This window comes from Halalkalibacter oceani (assembly GCF_023715605.1).
Taxonomy (GTDB): domain Bacteria; phylum Bacillota; class Bacilli; order Bacillales; family Bacillaceae_D; genus Halalkalibacter; species Halalkalibacter oceani.
In genome coordinates this window covers 303,795-317,952 of record NZ_JAMBOL010000001.1, presented here as the reverse complement: position 1 = coordinate 317,952, position 14,158 = coordinate 303,795, and the positions used below count along the sequence as shown (strand labels likewise).

Sequence of the window (14,158 nt, the reverse complement as noted above, 5' to 3'; positions counted from 1 at the left end):
AAGAGTAAGCTATAAAAAAACGAAGAATAAATACTTCTTCAAATTATAAGGAGTATTTTTCAAAACAAGGTATGAAAGGGAGTTTTTTTCGTGAACAAAACAGATCTAATTAATGCAGTTTCTGAGCAGGCAGACCTTTCTAAAAAGGATGCGTCAAAAGCAGTAGACGCAGTATTCGACAGCATCACAAACGCACTTGTTGAAGGTGGCAAAGTGCAGCTTGTTGGCTTCGGTAGCTTTGAAGTACGTGAGCGTTCTGCTCGTAAAGGTCGCAACCCGCAAACTGGGCAGGAAATTGAAATCCCTGCTACAAAGAACCCGGCATTCAAGCCTGGTAAGCAATTAAAAGACGCAGTAAACGAATAAGGCTTACACCGGATGAGATGTGGTAAGGCTCTTTCCTTGAACACATCCTGAAGCAGCGAGTAACACCTGTACATAGCTGGCGAACAGGGAGCAATTCTCCCCTGTCCGCTGTGTTGTGCAGGATGGAACCGCTGCTTTTTATTTGGCTTAACACTTATGAACACTCCGCCTAAAAAACTGCAGAGCTTCAAAACAGGCATTTTTTGCTTTATTTATATAATATTAGTTTCGTGAAAACGCTTCTATTTATTTGTAAGCGTTTTTATTTTTGTCACTCTTTCTTTTTTCTGAAATAGCATTGCACTGTTTGTCAGATATCGTTACAATACTATTACTGTTCATTTTTCAGAAAAATTGGAGGATTCTATTATGGTCACGTTTCTCGCTTCTATTATTCTATTAGTGGTAGGGTATCTCGTGTACTCTAAAGTCGTTGAGCGTGTGTTTGGCATCAATGACGAGACCCCTACCCCTGCTTATACAAATCAAGATCCTATCGACTATGCTCCGATGAGCTGGTGGAAAGGAAACCTGATTCAACTGTTAAATATCGCCGGTCTGGGCCCGATTTTCGGCGCTGTCTCCGGCGCTTTATACGGCCCTGTCGCTTTTATTTGGATTGTCATCGGCTGCCTGTTCGCCGGCGCCGTGCATGATTACTTCTCAGGAATGCTTTCCCTTCGGCACAATGGCGCTCAATTCCCTTCGCTTGTTGGCCGTTATTTAGGTGACGGGATGCGCCGTATCATTAATATTGTCTCGATTGTGCTGATGATCCTCGTTGCAGCTGCCTTTACAGCGGGACCCGCCCAACTGATCGCACAGATTACGCCACTGTCATTTTCTGTCGCATTAGCTGTTATTTTTTTATATTTTATCGCTGCGGCTGTTTTGCCGATCAATCGAATCATTGGCAGAATTTATCCGTTTCTTGGCGCGATTTTGCTGTTCATGGCGGCGGCAATCGGCGTTGCATTATTGTTTTCTGATCATTCGATCCCGAATCTGACGCTGCAAAATCTTCATCCCGAAGAGCTGCCGATCTGGCCTCTGCTCATGGTGACGATTTCCTGTGGCGCCATTTCCGGCTTTCACAGTACACAGAGCCCGATTATCGCTCGGACCTTAAAGCGTGAATCAGACGGGCGGAAAGTCTTTTATGGCGCGATGGTGCTCGAAGGGGTGATTGCCTTAATTTGGGCGGCTGCCGGAATGACGTTCTTCGGCAACACCGGCGGTTTGCAGGAAGCGCTGGCTGCCGGTGGACCAAGCGGGGTTGTCAATGAAATTTCAACGAGCCTTCTTGGTACATTAGGCGGAATCCTGGCCATTCTCGGGGTTATTATTCTGCCAATTACAACTGGAGACACCGCCTTGCGTTCGTCCCGAATGATGCTCGCTGAACTGCTCGGCAAATTGATGAAGGGGACCGGCAGAAAAGGGATCCTGCTCGCTTTAATTCCTGTGGCGATCCCAACGGTCTACCTGGCGACAATTGACTACTCCTTCCTCTGGCGCTATGTCGGAGCGACGAACCAGCTTGTCGCAACGGTCATGCTTTGGACGGGAGCGATGTATTTGCTTCGGGAGGGAAAATGGCATTGGCTCTGTGGCGTGCCGGCTCTCTTTATGACCGGCGTCGTTTCCACATACATCTTCTATGCCCCAGAAGGCTTTGCCTTGCCTTATCAGCTTTCCTTGCTCATCGGCGGCGCGATTACGCTTCTAACAGCCTGCTGGTATGCCCGGAAAATCCTTTTGGCGCACCGCCATTCGGCTAACAACTCCAGCCAAACAGCAGCGTAACAGCCGCTCAAAAAAGGGAAGTTCGCCCTTTTAACCCGCTCTGCTCGTTGCTCGGTCAGGTCGAGAAACCCACTCGGCCTAACCTTTAAAACCCGGCAACGGCTTGACGGGGCTTTTGGAGGTTGATCACAAGACCAGCTTCGACCTATTGGCAATGGCTGCACTCGCCACAAGTCCGTGGTGAGAAACCCACTCACCCCGGACTTTAAAAGATCGTGGCGGCTCCGCTCATTGCGTAAGGACTGGAACAAAAGATAAAAAACAATCTTTTGTTCCAGTCCTACGTTTATCTCTTTTATTTTCGGTTATTTATCCTCTTATAAGACATTCTAAGGGTAATGATGAAGAGGAGTGATGAACAATGGACTATCGTAAGGTTCACAGTTTGCAGAAGGAGGGGCAGCCAGCTCAGGAGCAGGAGCGGCAGCCAGGATTCGAGCATGAGATGACACCTGCTCCTGTTTATGACGACCGAAACTATAAAGGCAGCGGCAAGCTGCTGAATAAAGTTATTCTCCTGACTGGCGGAGACAGCGGAATCGGTCGGGCCGCGGCGATTGCCTGTGCGAAAGAAGGTGCCGATCTGGCGATTGTTTATCTTGACGAGCATGAGGATGCAAATCAAACAAAGGCCGCCGTCGAGGGCTATGGCCGCTCCTGCCTGCTCATTGCCGGAGATGTCGGCGATGAACAATTTTGCCAACAGGCTGTCACCCAAACAATCGAGCAATACGGCAAGCTTGACTGCCTGATTAACAACGCGGCAGAGCAGCACTTCCAGGAAAAAATCGAAGACATTAGCACCGCGCAAATGGAGCGTACGTTTAAGACTAATATTTTCTCGATTTTTCATTTCATTAAAGCAGCCATGCCTCACTTAAAAGAAGGCAGTACAATCATCAATACCGCTTCCATTACCGCCTACCGCGGCATGCCGGTACTGATGGATTATGCCGCAACAAAAGGAGCGATCGTCGCCCTGACCCGCTCTCTCTCCGAAAACCTCGTCTCTAAAGGAATCCGCGTTAATGCGGTCGCTCCCGGGCCGATTTGGACGCCGCTGATCCCGGCCTCTTTTCCGGCAAAGCAGGTGACAACATTCGGGACAGACAGTCCGATGGGACGCCCCGGACAACCGGCGGAGCTTGCTCCGAGCTATGTCTACTTAGCGTCCGATGATTCCTCCTATGTCTCCGGACAAGTGCTCCATGTCAACGGCGGGGAAATTATAAACGGATAATCGTTACGATCTATCGCGGAGATCTCGAAAGCGCCAGCTGAGGTCTCCTTTTTCTTTTCAATTGCCCTCTTCATCCGTTTTTTCCTGTCGACTCGATTAAAAAAGGTCATTTAGACTCACTTTTGTGCCAAATACTATCAATATATACAATCAATAGTTCATATTCGATAGAAGGGATTGTTTTTTTTTGTCGAAACTATAGATTTTTTCGAAAATAAATTCTATTATTATATCAAAAGAACTACTAGACTTTTCCTTTTCATAAGATAATGGCAAACTTACTGAAAAGTAAGGACGCAAAGCTAAAGGGACTAATGGAGTAAAATCCGATGTCAGCCAGCTGCCTTAATCAATAACTCCTTTTTTCTTTTTCGCAACCAGGATTTTTTGAGGCAGCATTAAGATGTAAGGAGCTATTGGAATGATGAAGCATAATGAATCGGAACTCAGCGCATTGCTGAAATATTTTGACAAGCTCTTACAAGAATATCCGGATGAAGCAAATTCGTTTTTTGCTTATAAAAATTTTCTGAAAATTCTAGTAGATCATCCGGACTATAGCCGGCTCTGGCCTGCCGCTGAAGTTGTAACAGTCATAGCCCATAAAAAACCTCATCTCTTTAATTTGTTGAAAAAACAGTCATCTGACAGAACGTATTTTTACTTTCTGCAAGCAAAGGACCGCGATTACGACCAGGCAGAAAAGCGCTTATCCCATTTTAAAGCGCTTCAAAAAGACAAGAACCCGATTTGCTAAGTCCTTGTCTTCTATTTCCCTGAGACAAAATTAGCTTTAAAGGCTGGGAAAAAGGTAAACAAAAACCACCTTTGGCCCAGCCTCTACTAATGGCAGTATACTTTTCTTATTTAAGCAGGTCGTGATCCACATAGCGCTCGCCATTTAGTTCACTGATGACGTTAATCGCGGTTTTGGCTCCATCACCGGCAGTAATAATCGTATGTACGCTCACCCCGGCGCACGTCCCGGCTGCCCAAATTCCATCTACATTGGTTTTCCCGTCCGGCCCTGCCTTGATAATTTTCTTGATCCGCGGTTCTGTTCCTTCTGTCGTTTCGACTCCGATCTTTTCGGCGAGATCGACTAAGGCCCCCGTTGCGAAAATGACCTGGTTGCTTTCATAGCTGCCGCTGTCCGTTTTGATCAGAAAGCCCTCTTCCTGCTTCTCAATCGCTTCGACAGTACCCGTGACCATCTCCGCACCGAACTTTTCAGCCTGTTTTTTCCCGACAGCAAGCAGATCAGGACCCGTCGTCTCCATGACTCCGTAATGATTTTCCACCCATGCCCGCTTCGTCATGCTTTTATCACTATCTGCTAATAAAGTCTTCTTTCCCGCCTTTGCCGCAAAAATAGCAGCGCTTGCTCCGGCAGGTCCTGCTCCAATAATAGCAATATCAAACATTGCACAGTCCTCCTTCTTTTGGATTCGCTTTCATTATAACAGAATGTTGGAAATAGTATAAATAATATCCTCTGCGGCGCCACCGTTTCCTCAGCCGGCAGCCTGTTTATTCGACCATGAAAATCACCTTCCTCTCTTTCCATCTCCCCCACACAAGAACGTACGTTTGTTATTCGATCTTTAAAAAAGCCTCTATAGAATAAATCCGTTCCATAGAAGCCTTTGCTCTCTTATTGTCGAAGGCACACTGCGAGGAAATCAGCCTTTAACCTCAATGTCGAGTTTCTTTCCATCAGCAAACTCAACGTCAATATCCAGCTCGGCCACTTCGGCTTGATTGACGTTCAACTGCGAAAGCACCTGATCGATCACCTGCTGCTCAGTGATGTCAGGCGTTAAAGCGAGCGCATCGATAAATGCTTTTGCTTTCGGCGCCGCCTCCTCGCCGGTAAGGACAGCTTCCCCCGGTGCTTGGTATTTCGCTTCGATCCGGCCTGCTTTGCTCTCATACTCAATATCATATTTAGCGTTGCTTTTTAGTTCCAGCTCCAGTTCAAAATCGGCAACCTCCGTTGCGGCCAGTCCTCCTGTTGCAAAAGCAGTCAAACAAAGCAGCAACACAAAAGCCATTGTGACCCATCTCAATTTCATGCTTATCATCCCTTCCTAATTAGTAATTCATCGATACTATTTCCCCCTTTGTGAAAACTATGCAAAAAAACTGACTTGTAAGGGGCTGGACAAAAGGTAAAAAGCAACCTTTTGTCCAGCCCCCGGCTTTCATTCATATCTAGTTATGCTTCTTCAATTTCGCGGAACTGTTCAATGCCTTTTTCTAATTTCTCGTCTACCCGTTTCGCGTCATCAATATGCTGAACAATTAACTCGTTGGCATCCTCAAATAAACGGGCCGTCCCTGTAATTTCTTCCATAACCTCCCCGGTATATTCTTTTTGTCCGGAGATCGTTTCCAACACTTCGTGAACCTCGGCTTGGACGGCTTTAATATGAGAGAGGACCGCATCGATTTTTTCGGTCGTTTTCGTGCTCATACCGATCCCTTCATGCACCAGTTCCGTGCTTTCCGTGATGGAGTGGAGCGAGTCTTTAATTTCGTGCTGAATCGTCTTCGTCAGGGAATTAATCGTATCCGTGCTCTTCCCCGTATTTTCTGCCAGCTTTCTTACTTCCTCCGCTACAATCGCGAAGCCCTTTCCGTGCTCTCCTGCTCTTGCCGCTTCAATCGAAGCATTCAACGCCAGCAAATTTGTCTGATCGGCAATTTCTTTAATGATTTGCACGATGTTTTCAATTTCCTGAGATTGCAAGCTTAATTGATTCATCTGTGAAGATGTCGCTGCGAGCTGCTCACTCAACGTTTGGACAACTTTCTCCACTTCGCTCACGCGTTTCTTTCCCTCTGTCGCTTCGGCTACCACTTCATTCGTCGAAGTAATCAAAATACCGCCTTTTTCATGAAGTGAGAGCGAGTTTGAATTCGTTTGTTCACTTAGCTCATTCACGCGTTCGAATTTTCTTTTGATCTCTTCCACCAAATTGCCTAATACATCGTGCTGACCGTTAACGAGTTCATGCTGTTCAATAATATGTAAAAGGTTGTCGTGCAGTTCTTTCGCCGATTGATGAAAATGCTCTTCTTTTTCCTTGTTGATTCTTTCTGCTTCCGCAAGCTGCTTTTTCAGCTGCTCGACTTCATTTCTTAATGCCTTTGCTTCCCTTGCGCCTTTAAACATCGTTTTTCCTCCTAAAAAATATGATTCTCCTAAATAGATTCTATCATACACTCGTTTAGGTTCACGACTTTGTATTCAAAATTATATCATATTTTTACAAAATAACAGAAAATACGCAGATTTTCTCCCGAATTTTTTGTAGAAAAACGAGCATAAATTGCGAAAATCGTTTCATACTAGGCATAACAAAATGACTATAAAGGATGATACTGATGCTGACTTCTCCACCGTATGTACTCCTCATTCTCACCGTCGGGGTTCTCGTGTTTATTTGCATTGCCCTGATCATTTGGGGCCGCAAACAATACAAATCAAAGTAAAAAGAGGCTGCTGAAAAAGGGATCGTTTCACTTTTTCAGCAGCCTGTCTACATCGGTTTCCAAGCAAAATGGAAGCATCAGGGCAAATTTTTTTGCATGAGCAGGGCGATGCGCTGCTCATCTTCCCGTGAACTTTTTTTCAATTCGGTTATGACTCGTTTTTGCCGGTCAATCGGATGGTTTTGACTTAGCTTCGCCTTCCCTTCCAGCTTGTTTATTTTTATGGTAAATCCTTGAACGCCTTTGTTCATATTCGCGAGAAACGAGGGATCGACATCCTGTAAGCGATAAGAACTGTCAGGAGCTTCAAATGTTGAAACCATTCTTTGTAATGAATCAGCCAGCTCATCTTCCTCTTCAACAAGCTCTACTTCTCCATACACATGAACGGTGACATAATTCCATGTCGGAACAGCTTTATTCGTTTCATACCAGGAGGGGGAAATATAGCAATGAGGTCCATGAAAAACCGCCAGAACCGTCTGTCCTTCAATATCTCTCCATTGGGGATTCGGGCGGGCGAAATGCCCATATAAACGGCTGTTCTCTTGATCGAGAAGCAGGGGCAAATGAGTGGCAAAAGGCATTCCGTTATGCTGGGAAAAAAGCGTCGCAAAACTATGCTCTCTTATCATTTTTACGATCACCGCTTCATCGGAAATCGTAAAGTGCGAAGGAATATACATCAAGGAATAGCTCCTCTCTATCTGTTTCTTCTTACCTATTCGATTTAAGGGCAGCCGCTCCCTGCCAGCAAATAAAAAAGCCCCGAGAAGGGCTTTTTTAATGGACGAGACGCCTGTTTTGCAGCCGCCTTTTCACTTCATATCCGGCAATTCCCGCTGCTACATCTTCATTTAGACATTTTTTTTCAAACACTTTTTCCGCAACACCATTTACTTCTCTAATCACTTCGGCATACCAGCCATCAGGGCGCTTTGAACGCTTCGCGACATACTTGACATCATTCATCAGCATCACTCCCTTACCTTACCCATTCGACATGAAGTGGAAGCTCCCTGCAAGAACCTGCCCCTGCTCCGACAATTAGTGCAAAAGCATCAGTAGTAAACCGCTTCTATTACCAACATCAACTACACAATGATTACAATCCCTCATCTTCAAACCGCTTCAAATCATTTTTATGGCCAATCACGATCAGGACATCGTCTTTTTCCACCTGATCTGTCGGTACAGGCGCAATATTAATCTCTTCCCCGCGCTTGATTCCGAGGATCGTGCAACCGTATAACGCCCGGACATTCAACTCAACCAATGACTTCCCGGCCACTTTCTCCGTTGCCAGCAATTCGACAATGCTGTAATCAGCGGACAGCTCGATGTAGTCGATGATTTTTTCTGACGTAATGTGCTGCGCAAGGCGAATCCCCATATCCTGCTCAGGATGAACAATCCGATCCGCGCCAATTTTCTCCAGCACCCGCTGATGATAATAATTTTGTGCTTTTACCCACACCTTTTTCACCCCGAGCTCCTTTAACAGCAAGGTCGTGAGAATACTTGATTGAATATCGTCGCCAATCGCGACAATAACATAATCAAAATTCCGTATTCCCAATGACTGCAAGGCCTTTTCATCGGTTCCATTGGCAATGACACTGTGCGTCGAATATGGGGTGATATCATTCACCTTTTCTTCCTGATGATCAATTGCCAGCACTTCATGACCTAATTTGTATAATTCCTTGCATACGCTCGTTCCGAATCGTCCTAGTCCAATTACAGCAAATTGTTTTTTCATTCTTGTTGTTCCTTTCCTCTACCAGACACCAAAAAAGACCATCACGAACAGAATGGTCCCAGCGAAAACCTGGACCTTTCTCCCGGTTACATAACGCTTACGAGGTTAGCTGTCGGATTAGGGATTGAGAGTATCCCTTCTTATATCAATAAGATTCACCCCATGATAGAAAACTATTCCATCGAATTTGGTTCCCCCGCTCTCTAGATTCAGCGACTAAAAAGGTGTTCAGGTTATTTAGTTTTTTTACGTTCTTAAATGTACTCCTCTCACTCTTAATTGTCAATTGCCAATAGATAAAATAAGAAAGGACGCGAAAAACACCGCTTGGATATGTACAGTAAAAACAGGAGCAGCTTTTGGCGGGGATCCACACGTTATAACATCATATATTACATTTCTATTACATACAGATAGAGTTCTAGTAAATTTCAAATAAATATTATAAAATTTACAATTGTGTGGTGATAAAAAAGTTGACATAAAATGTGAGGTGAAAGAGCTATGCTGAGACATTTAGATAATGAAACAATAATAGAAGCTTATTTTCGGGCGATTGAATTAAATGTCAATGAAGACTTTCTCTTATTACTAAAAAAAGAACTGATTAGAAGAGATCTATTTAACACGTCTTTTTCAGCCCTTTCTTCATCTCGCCCTCGCGTTTAGATATCCATTCAATCAGTTTCATTTCGTCAATCGTCAAATTTCTTTCCAGTTTCATAGAAAAAAATCCCTTGAGCACGTTACTATTCAATGATTACCATCCCCTAACCAAGGTCTATACTATCTATTTTACTTACATTCTGCAAAATTGCAAGCGCTCTCATTTTTTTGGCATGGCGATAAAGCGCCACAACAGTCGCGTCATGGCACTTTTAGCATTCGCTCTCTCCCTACTTAAGTCGCTGAACAAATAGTAGCAAGAAGAAGGAAAAGACCATAATCGATCCTACCCAATAATAAGCAAGCATCATGTGACCGGACTCAACGGCCACGAATATAGCCGTTGACATCGTTTGCGTGCGTCCAGGAATATTACCAGCAAACATTAATGTCGCTCCGAATTCTCCCAACCCGCGGGCAAAACCGAGCATAAATCCGGTTACGACCGCGCGCCATGCCAACGGTAATGTCACATACCAGAACAGCTGATATTCCTTCGCCCCCATTTGTCGCGCAGCCTGTTCTAATTCACGGTCGACCCCTTCAAAACCATTTTGCAGCATTTGATAGACAAGCGGAAAGGCTACCACAACCGCGGCAGTGACGGCAGCCCAATAAGAGAAGACAAGTGGTTGAGAAAATAGCCATTCAAATGCGCGGCCGATCCAGCTTTGCCGTCCGAGTAAAACGAGAAGGCCAAAGCCAATCACCGTAGGAGGCAGAACGAGCGGCAGCATCAAAATCGTTTCAACAACCACTTTTCCTTTAAACGATTTTCTCGTCATAAACCAGGAAGCCAACATGGCGAGAAGAAAGGCAATGACGCTCGCCACACTGACGACCTGCAAGGAAACAATAACCGGAGACCAAAAGCCAGCTCCCATATCAGATACCTGTGAACCCGTATTTTTCAAAGATGGCTAGCGCTTCCTCAGTTTGCAACCATTGGTAGAAACGCTCTGCTTCTTCAGGGTGATCTGCGCCTTCGAGCAAGCCGACCGGATACATAATTGGTTCCGCTGTTTCCGCCTCAGCGACAATTTTCACCTGATCAGACAAAATAGCATCCGTTTGGTAAACCATTCCTGCATCGACATTCCCTGTCTCGACATAGGTTAATACTTGCCGGACGTCACTTCCGTGTATTAGTTTGTCCGAAAGCTCTTCATAGATCCCGAGCTCTTCCAACACCTGCCTGGCGTACTCCCCGGCTGGAACCGTTTCCGGCTCACCGATCGCGACCTGGTGAACTTCCTCCTGCAGAAGATCTTCAAACTGTGTCACTGCAAGATCTGAGTCTTCCGCCGTAACAAGAACGAGTTCATTGCGCAGCAAATCAGCCCGCTGCGCAATCTCCCCTTCCTCCTCCAATTCATCAATCCATCTGACGGCAGCCGATAAGAACACATCGGCAGGCGCTCCTTGGGCAATTTGCGACTTTAAAGTCCCGGATGAACCATAGTTCGGCACCAAAGTGACATGCTCATGCGCACCTTCATACATCTGCTTGAGTTCATTCATGGCATCTGTCATACTTGCAGCTGTCATGATATGCAATTCTACTTCCTCACCAGCTTCATTTGATGGCGACGAGCAGCCAGCAAACAGGATGGTGATAAGAAGAATCATGCCATATGTAAAAACTTTTTTGCTCTTCAAGAAATCCACTACATTCACTCCCAGCTATGTTTATTTATACTACATTAATTAAAATGATAGATTTATCTTATCATAAGATATAATTAGTTATAAATAGATATATCTAATTTAATTTTTATTTTTCCTTTTTTTCTATTACAATGATTAAAAACCACTGTTTGAGATCAAATGCAGGAGGGGAATAAATGGACGATCATTCATACACAACAGAAGAGGTTGCTCGCTTGCTGAAAGTCTCGAAGCTAACCGTTTATGATCTGATAAAAAAAGAAAAACTGCCGGCTTTTCGCGTCGGCAAGCAAATGAGAATCGACGCCAGGGATTTAGAGCTTTTCAAATCCCGGACGAAAAGAGGCGAAACGCGCGAGGCGACACCACCTCCGCCAGGCGAAAGTCAAAGCGCTCCACTATCTTCTACCGCCGATAACTCGATTATTATTAGCGGCCAGGATATGAGTCTTGATATTTTGGCGAAATACCTTGAAGGACGCGAGGAAAAATTTCGCCCTTTGCGCTCCTATGTCGGCAGCTTGAACAGCTTGTTCTCGCTTTTTAAAGAAGAATGCGATATCGTCAGCGTGCATTTGTATGATGGAGAAAGTGGAGAATATAATATTCCGTACGTTAAACGCGTTTTAACGGGCCATGACTATCTTGTCGTCAATCTGATCAGACGTCAGGCCGGATTATACGTGCCGGGCGGCAACCCGAAAAATATTCAATCGTGGGATGATTTAAAAAAGCCCGGTCTGCGGCTGATTAATCGGGAAAAAGGGGCCGGCGCCCGCGTTCTGCTTGATGAGCAGCTGCGTTTACTCGGGGTGAAGGGAAGGGATCTTACCGGCTATGATCAGGAGGAGACAAGCCATCTCGGCGTTGCCGGGGCCGTACGCAGCAACAGAGCCGATGTCGGCGTTGGGATTGAAAAAGCCGCAAAGATCGTCGGTACAGGCTTCATTCCGCTTATCCAGGAACGATATGACCTCGTTCTTCTTAAGAAGCCGGAAAACCAGCCATTGATCGCTCAGACTCTCGCTATTTTGCAGTCAGAGACGTTTCAAAGAGAAATTCAGTCGATCGGCGATTATGATCTTACGCTTACCGGCCAAGTGATGTATGAAACATAAGAGCTTGTTTTGTTCTGAGCCTGAGAAGTCTGCCAAAGCATGCAGGTGTTGTTTTTCTGCTTGCTTGGCAGAGCGAACCGGCCGCTTTTCGAGTTACGATTTCAGGGCCTCCAGCGATGGGCCCCTCCCCCTATCCCGTCTCCTTCTTCCCCGCTGCTGCTAAAATATTGTCCCGTTTAAACATCCGTGTTTGCCTGCGGTAATGGCAGTATCCAATGACATGCGTTTCATTAAACGCTTTTACAGTCACATCCCTTTGCGATAACTCTCCATTTGCCGCCATATATATGATTTGAATGCGTTCGTTCTTTTCGATGCTCTGCTCCAATATCCGTTTAAGACGCATGTTGGCTCTCTCCTCAAGTAAGTTTGTTTTCATTATATACGAACATACATTCCGATTTCAAGACTTTTGTACGAATGCACGTTCGCGCATAATCGGAGTAAGATGACGACACTTGCAAGGAGGACACCGGTGAAGTAATACAAGAATACGCCAGGAAAATCGCTATATGAGAAAGCTCGCGGATGATGCTGAATTTACGGTGGTGGACGGATTGTGCCAGAGCCTGATGCTACGCCTTGTTTATTGGGATGACGGTTCTTTTCAGGAAATAACCGGCGTAAATGGCTGGATGAGGAGAGAGTTATCATTCTCCTGTATCCATATTGGTATCAAAAAAATCTCGATGACAGCAGAATGAGTCCGTAGCTTCGACTTTCCAGCCTGCTGAATCTTTCGGCTGAACCGATTCTACCTACTATTTTTACAGTTTAAAGGCAAACTCATACCTTCGTATTGTCTTCGGATAAAACCCATATTTTTCGTTGAACCAGACGTTGCTTCAATTGTAAAATGTTAACTAGGCACGACCAGACGGCAAAGCTATTAAACTAGGAAGGATTGAAGCCATGTGACACAGTTTCATAGAAGGACAGCTTTTATTCTGATTCTTTTTTTCATGTTCGCTCTATCACCTTCTTTTGCGGGCGCTGAAGGAGCGAAATGGGGTACCGTGACATCCGATTCTTCGTTATTAGTAAGAGAGCAGCCTGGTCAGCAAGGAAATATTATCGGCAAATTAAATCCTGGTGAAAAAATTGAGTACATCTCACACACCAATGGCTGGGCGCAGATTACATACAAAGGCAGGATGGGATTTGTCAGCCTTGACTATATTAGTGAGGGTACAGAGCAGCCACGCTCAAACGGTGAACAAGCCGCTTCATCGAAGTCAGCGGCAAATCAGGCAGGAACCGTAACAGCCGACACTTTGCTCGTCCGCTCTGAGCCAGGCAGATCAGCCGCGATCATTGGTCAGTTGCACGCTGGACAAGCAGTCGATTATACGCCTCTTCCTTACGATTGGGCGCAAATCAGCTACAATGGACAGATTGGGTACGTCAGTGAGATTTACCTCGCCAGCCAGCACGCTCCTGCGCTGCAGATCGCTTCAACTGAGTCAGACCGCTCGTCCGGTCCGATTCAAAAAGTGATGATTGATCCGGGGCATGGTGGAAGTGATCCGGGTGCGATTCTCGGAACAACCTATGAAAAGGATCTTAATTTAGAAATCGCCTTACAAATTCAGAAAGCGCTGGAGGAAGGCGGATTTACAGTCGATATGACGAGGACGACGGATTCTTTTGTCAGTCTGGAAGAGCGGGTGTTGAGCGCGATCCGGGCAAATGCCGACCTGTTTATTAGCGTCCATGCAAACAGTCATTACAACCGGACGATTAAAGGACTGGAAACCCATTATTATGGCTCACAGGAGCTGGCGACGATCTTGAATCAAGAACTGCAAGCTGTAAACGGGAGCGGTCTGCGCGGCCTCTATCAATCGGACTTTTATGTTCTCCGCAACACGACCGTCCCTGCATTTCTCATAGAAGCTGGTTATCTGTCAAATGAAGAGGATCTCGCTTTGCTGCAATCCCCGTCTTACCATGTAGCCCTTGGGGAGGCCGTTAAACGCGCTGTCCAGAAAATGAATTAAGCGAAAAAAGGAGTTATCTGGCATGAGGCCACGG

General features: G+C 45.6%; 17 protein-coding genes and 2 riboswitches. Of the genes, 8 read left to right on the top strand and 9 right to left on the bottom strand.

What is annotated here, in order from left to right; genetic code table 11:
• The first annotated feature begins 90 nt into the window (after nt 1-90).
• The 4 genes from M3202_RS01580 (at nt 91) to M3202_RS01565 (ending at nt 4,169) form a co-directional block, all read left to right on the top strand.
• Nucleotides 91-366 carry an HU family DNA-binding protein gene (locus M3202_RS01580; protein ID WP_144450545.1) on the top strand — a complete coding sequence of 92 codons (276 nt, stop codon included), beginning with the start codon at nt 91-93 and terminating at the stop codon, nt 364-366.
• Between the two features lie 369 nt (nt 367-735).
• Nucleotides 736-2,172 carry a carbon starvation CstA family protein gene (locus tag M3202_RS01575; protein ID WP_251221615.1) on the top strand — a complete coding sequence of 479 codons (1,437 nt, stop codon included), beginning with the start codon at nt 736-738 and terminating at the stop codon, nt 2,170-2,172.
• 361 nt (nt 2,173-2,533) lie between these two features.
• Entirely contained in the window at nt 2,534-3,412 is an 879-nt protein-coding gene (locus tag M3202_RS01570; RefSeq protein WP_251221614.1) for an SDR family oxidoreductase, read from the top strand.
• Between the two features lie 261 nt (nt 3,413-3,673).
• A riboswitch (cyclic di-GMP riboswitch) is annotated at nt 3,674-3,760 on the top strand.
• Between the two features lie 73 nt (nt 3,761-3,833).
• A complete protein-coding gene (locus tag M3202_RS01565) occupies nt 3,834-4,169 on the top strand; it encodes a hypothetical protein (RefSeq protein ID WP_251221613.1) in 336 nt (111 codons plus the stop codon).
• 106 nt (nt 4,170-4,275) lie between these two features.
• Here the strand turns inward: M3202_RS01565 and M3202_RS01560 are convergent, their stop codons facing one another.
• The 6 genes from M3202_RS01560 to M3202_RS01535 form a co-directional block, all read right to left on the bottom strand.
• A complete protein-coding gene (locus M3202_RS01560) occupies nt 4,276-4,836 on the bottom strand; it encodes an FAD-dependent oxidoreductase (RefSeq protein ID WP_251221612.1) in 561 nt (186 codons plus the stop codon).
• A gap of 258 nt (nt 4,837-5,094) precedes the next feature.
• Nucleotides 5,095-5,487 carry a YusW family protein gene (locus tag M3202_RS01555; RefSeq protein WP_251221611.1) on the bottom strand — a complete coding sequence of 131 codons (393 nt, stop codon included), beginning with the start codon at nt 5,485-5,487 and terminating at the stop codon, nt 5,095-5,097.
• 143 nt (nt 5,488-5,630) lie between these two features.
• On the bottom strand, nt 5,631-6,590 hold the full coding sequence (locus tag M3202_RS22265; protein WP_285890054.1) for a methyl-accepting chemotaxis protein: 960 nt from the start codon (nt 6,588-6,590) through the stop codon (nt 5,631-5,633).
• A 397-nt stretch (nt 6,591-6,987) separates the two neighbouring features.
• A complete protein-coding gene (locus tag M3202_RS01545; protein ID WP_251221610.1) occupies nt 6,988-7,596 on the bottom strand; it encodes an FMN-binding negative transcriptional regulator in 609 nt (202 codons plus the stop codon).
• Between the two features lie 97 nt (nt 7,597-7,693).
• Nucleotides 7,694-7,882, bottom strand: a complete 189-nt coding sequence (locus tag M3202_RS01540) for a hypothetical protein (RefSeq protein ID WP_251221609.1) — start codon at nt 7,880-7,882, stop codon at nt 7,694-7,696.
• Nucleotides 7,883-8,015: 133 nt separating this feature from the next.
• A complete protein-coding gene (locus tag M3202_RS01535) occupies nt 8,016-8,672 on the bottom strand; it encodes a potassium channel family protein (RefSeq protein ID WP_251221608.1) in 657 nt (218 codons plus the stop codon).
• A gap of 78 nt (nt 8,673-8,750) precedes the next feature.
• A riboswitch (cyclic di-AMP (ydaO/yuaA leader) is annotated at nt 8,751-8,897 on the bottom strand.
• 279 nt (nt 8,898-9,176) lie between these two features.
• Between M3202_RS01535 and sda the strand changes: the two genes are divergently transcribed.
• Nucleotides 9,177-9,341, top strand: coding sequence for a sporulation histidine kinase inhibitor Sda (gene sda / locus M3202_RS01530; RefSeq protein ID WP_251221607.1), 165 nt, complete (start codon nt 9,177-9,179; stop codon nt 9,339-9,341).
• A 227-nt stretch (nt 9,342-9,568) separates the two neighbouring features.
• Here sda and modB read toward each other — a convergent pair whose 3' ends face one another.
• Nucleotides 9,569-10,222 carry a molybdate ABC transporter permease subunit gene (gene modB / locus M3202_RS01525; RefSeq protein WP_251221606.1) on the bottom strand — a complete coding sequence of 218 codons (654 nt, stop codon included), beginning with the start codon at nt 10,220-10,222 and terminating at the stop codon, nt 9,569-9,571.
• 1 nt (nt 10,223) lies between these two features.
• Complete coding sequence (modA, locus tag M3202_RS01520) at nt 10,224-11,006, bottom strand: molybdate ABC transporter substrate-binding protein (protein ID WP_251221605.1); 783 nt, start codon at nt 11,004-11,006, stop codon at nt 10,224-10,226.
• 176 nt (nt 11,007-11,182) lie between these two features.
• On the opposite strand from modA, the gene M3202_RS01515 reads away from it, so the two are divergent.
• Entirely contained in the window at nt 11,183-12,124 is a 942-nt protein-coding gene (locus M3202_RS01515) for a substrate-binding domain-containing protein (protein WP_251221604.1), read from the top strand.
• Nucleotides 12,125-12,254: 130 nt separating this feature from the next.
• Here M3202_RS01515 and M3202_RS01510 read toward each other — a convergent pair whose 3' ends face one another.
• Nucleotides 12,255-12,470 (bottom strand): WYL domain-containing protein, encoded by a 216-nt coding sequence (locus M3202_RS01510; RefSeq protein WP_251221603.1) that lies wholly within the window; start codon nt 12,468-12,470, stop codon nt 12,255-12,257.
• Between the two features lie 166 nt (nt 12,471-12,636).
• Between M3202_RS01510 and M3202_RS01505 the strand changes: the two genes are divergently transcribed.
• Nucleotides 12,637-12,828 (top strand): hypothetical protein, encoded by a 192-nt coding sequence (locus tag M3202_RS01505; RefSeq protein ID WP_251221602.1) that lies wholly within the window; start codon nt 12,637-12,639, stop codon nt 12,826-12,828.
• A gap of 210 nt (nt 12,829-13,038) precedes the next feature.
• The gene (locus tag M3202_RS01500; protein WP_251221601.1) at nt 13,039-14,124 is read left to right on the top strand and encodes an N-acetylmuramoyl-L-alanine amidase family protein; all 1,086 of its coding nucleotides are present in this window, start codon (nt 13,039-13,041) and stop codon (nt 14,122-14,124) included.
• Nucleotides 14,125-14,158: the final 34 nt, after the last annotated feature.

Excerpts from the sequence above, each read along its gene's own strand:
- M3202_RS01575 (WP_251221615.1), top strand. The coding sequence starts at position 736 with ATGGTCACGTTTCTCGCTTCTATTATTCTATTAGTGGTAGGGTATCTC.
- M3202_RS01570 (WP_251221614.1), top strand. The coding sequence starts at position 2,534 with ATGGACTATCGTAAGGTTCACAGTTTGCAGAAGGAGGGGCAGCCAGCT.
- M3202_RS01565 (WP_251221613.1), top strand. The coding sequence starts at position 3,834 with ATGATGAAGCATAATGAATCGGAACTCAGCGCATTGCTGAAATATTTT.
- M3202_RS01560 (WP_251221612.1), bottom strand. The coding sequence starts at position 4,836 with ATGTTTGATATTGCTATTATTGGAGCAGGACCTGCCGGAGCAAGCGCT.
- M3202_RS01555 (WP_251221611.1), bottom strand. The coding sequence starts at position 5,487 with ATGAAATTGAGATGGGTCACAATGGCTTTTGTGTTGCTGCTTTGTTTG.
- M3202_RS22265 (WP_285890054.1), bottom strand. The coding sequence starts at position 6,590 with ATGTTTAAAGGCGCAAGGGAAGCAAAGGCATTAAGAAATGAAGTCGAG.
- M3202_RS01545 (WP_251221610.1), bottom strand. The coding sequence starts at position 7,596 with ATGTATATTCCTTCGCACTTTACGATTTCCGATGAAGCGGTGATCGTA.
- M3202_RS01540 (WP_251221609.1), bottom strand. The coding sequence starts at position 7,882 with ATGAATGATGTCAAGTATGTCGCGAAGCGTTCAAAGCGCCCTGATGGC.
- M3202_RS01535 (WP_251221608.1), bottom strand. The coding sequence starts at position 8,672 with ATGAAAAAACAATTTGCTGTAATTGGACTAGGACGATTCGGAACGAGC.
- sda (WP_251221607.1), top strand. The coding sequence starts at position 9,177 with ATGCTGAGACATTTAGATAATGAAACAATAATAGAAGCTTATTTTCGG.
- modB (WP_251221606.1), bottom strand. The coding sequence starts at position 10,222 with ATGGGAGCTGGCTTTTGGTCTCCGGTTATTGTTTCCTTGCAGGTCGTC.
- M3202_RS01515 (WP_251221604.1), top strand. The coding sequence starts at position 11,183 with ATGGACGATCATTCATACACAACAGAAGAGGTTGCTCGCTTGCTGAAA.
- M3202_RS01510 (WP_251221603.1), bottom strand. The coding sequence starts at position 12,470 with ATGCGTCTTAAACGGATATTGGAGCAGAGCATCGAAAAGAACGAACGC.
- M3202_RS01505 (WP_251221602.1), top strand. The coding sequence starts at position 12,637 with ATGAGAAAGCTCGCGGATGATGCTGAATTTACGGTGGTGGACGGATTG.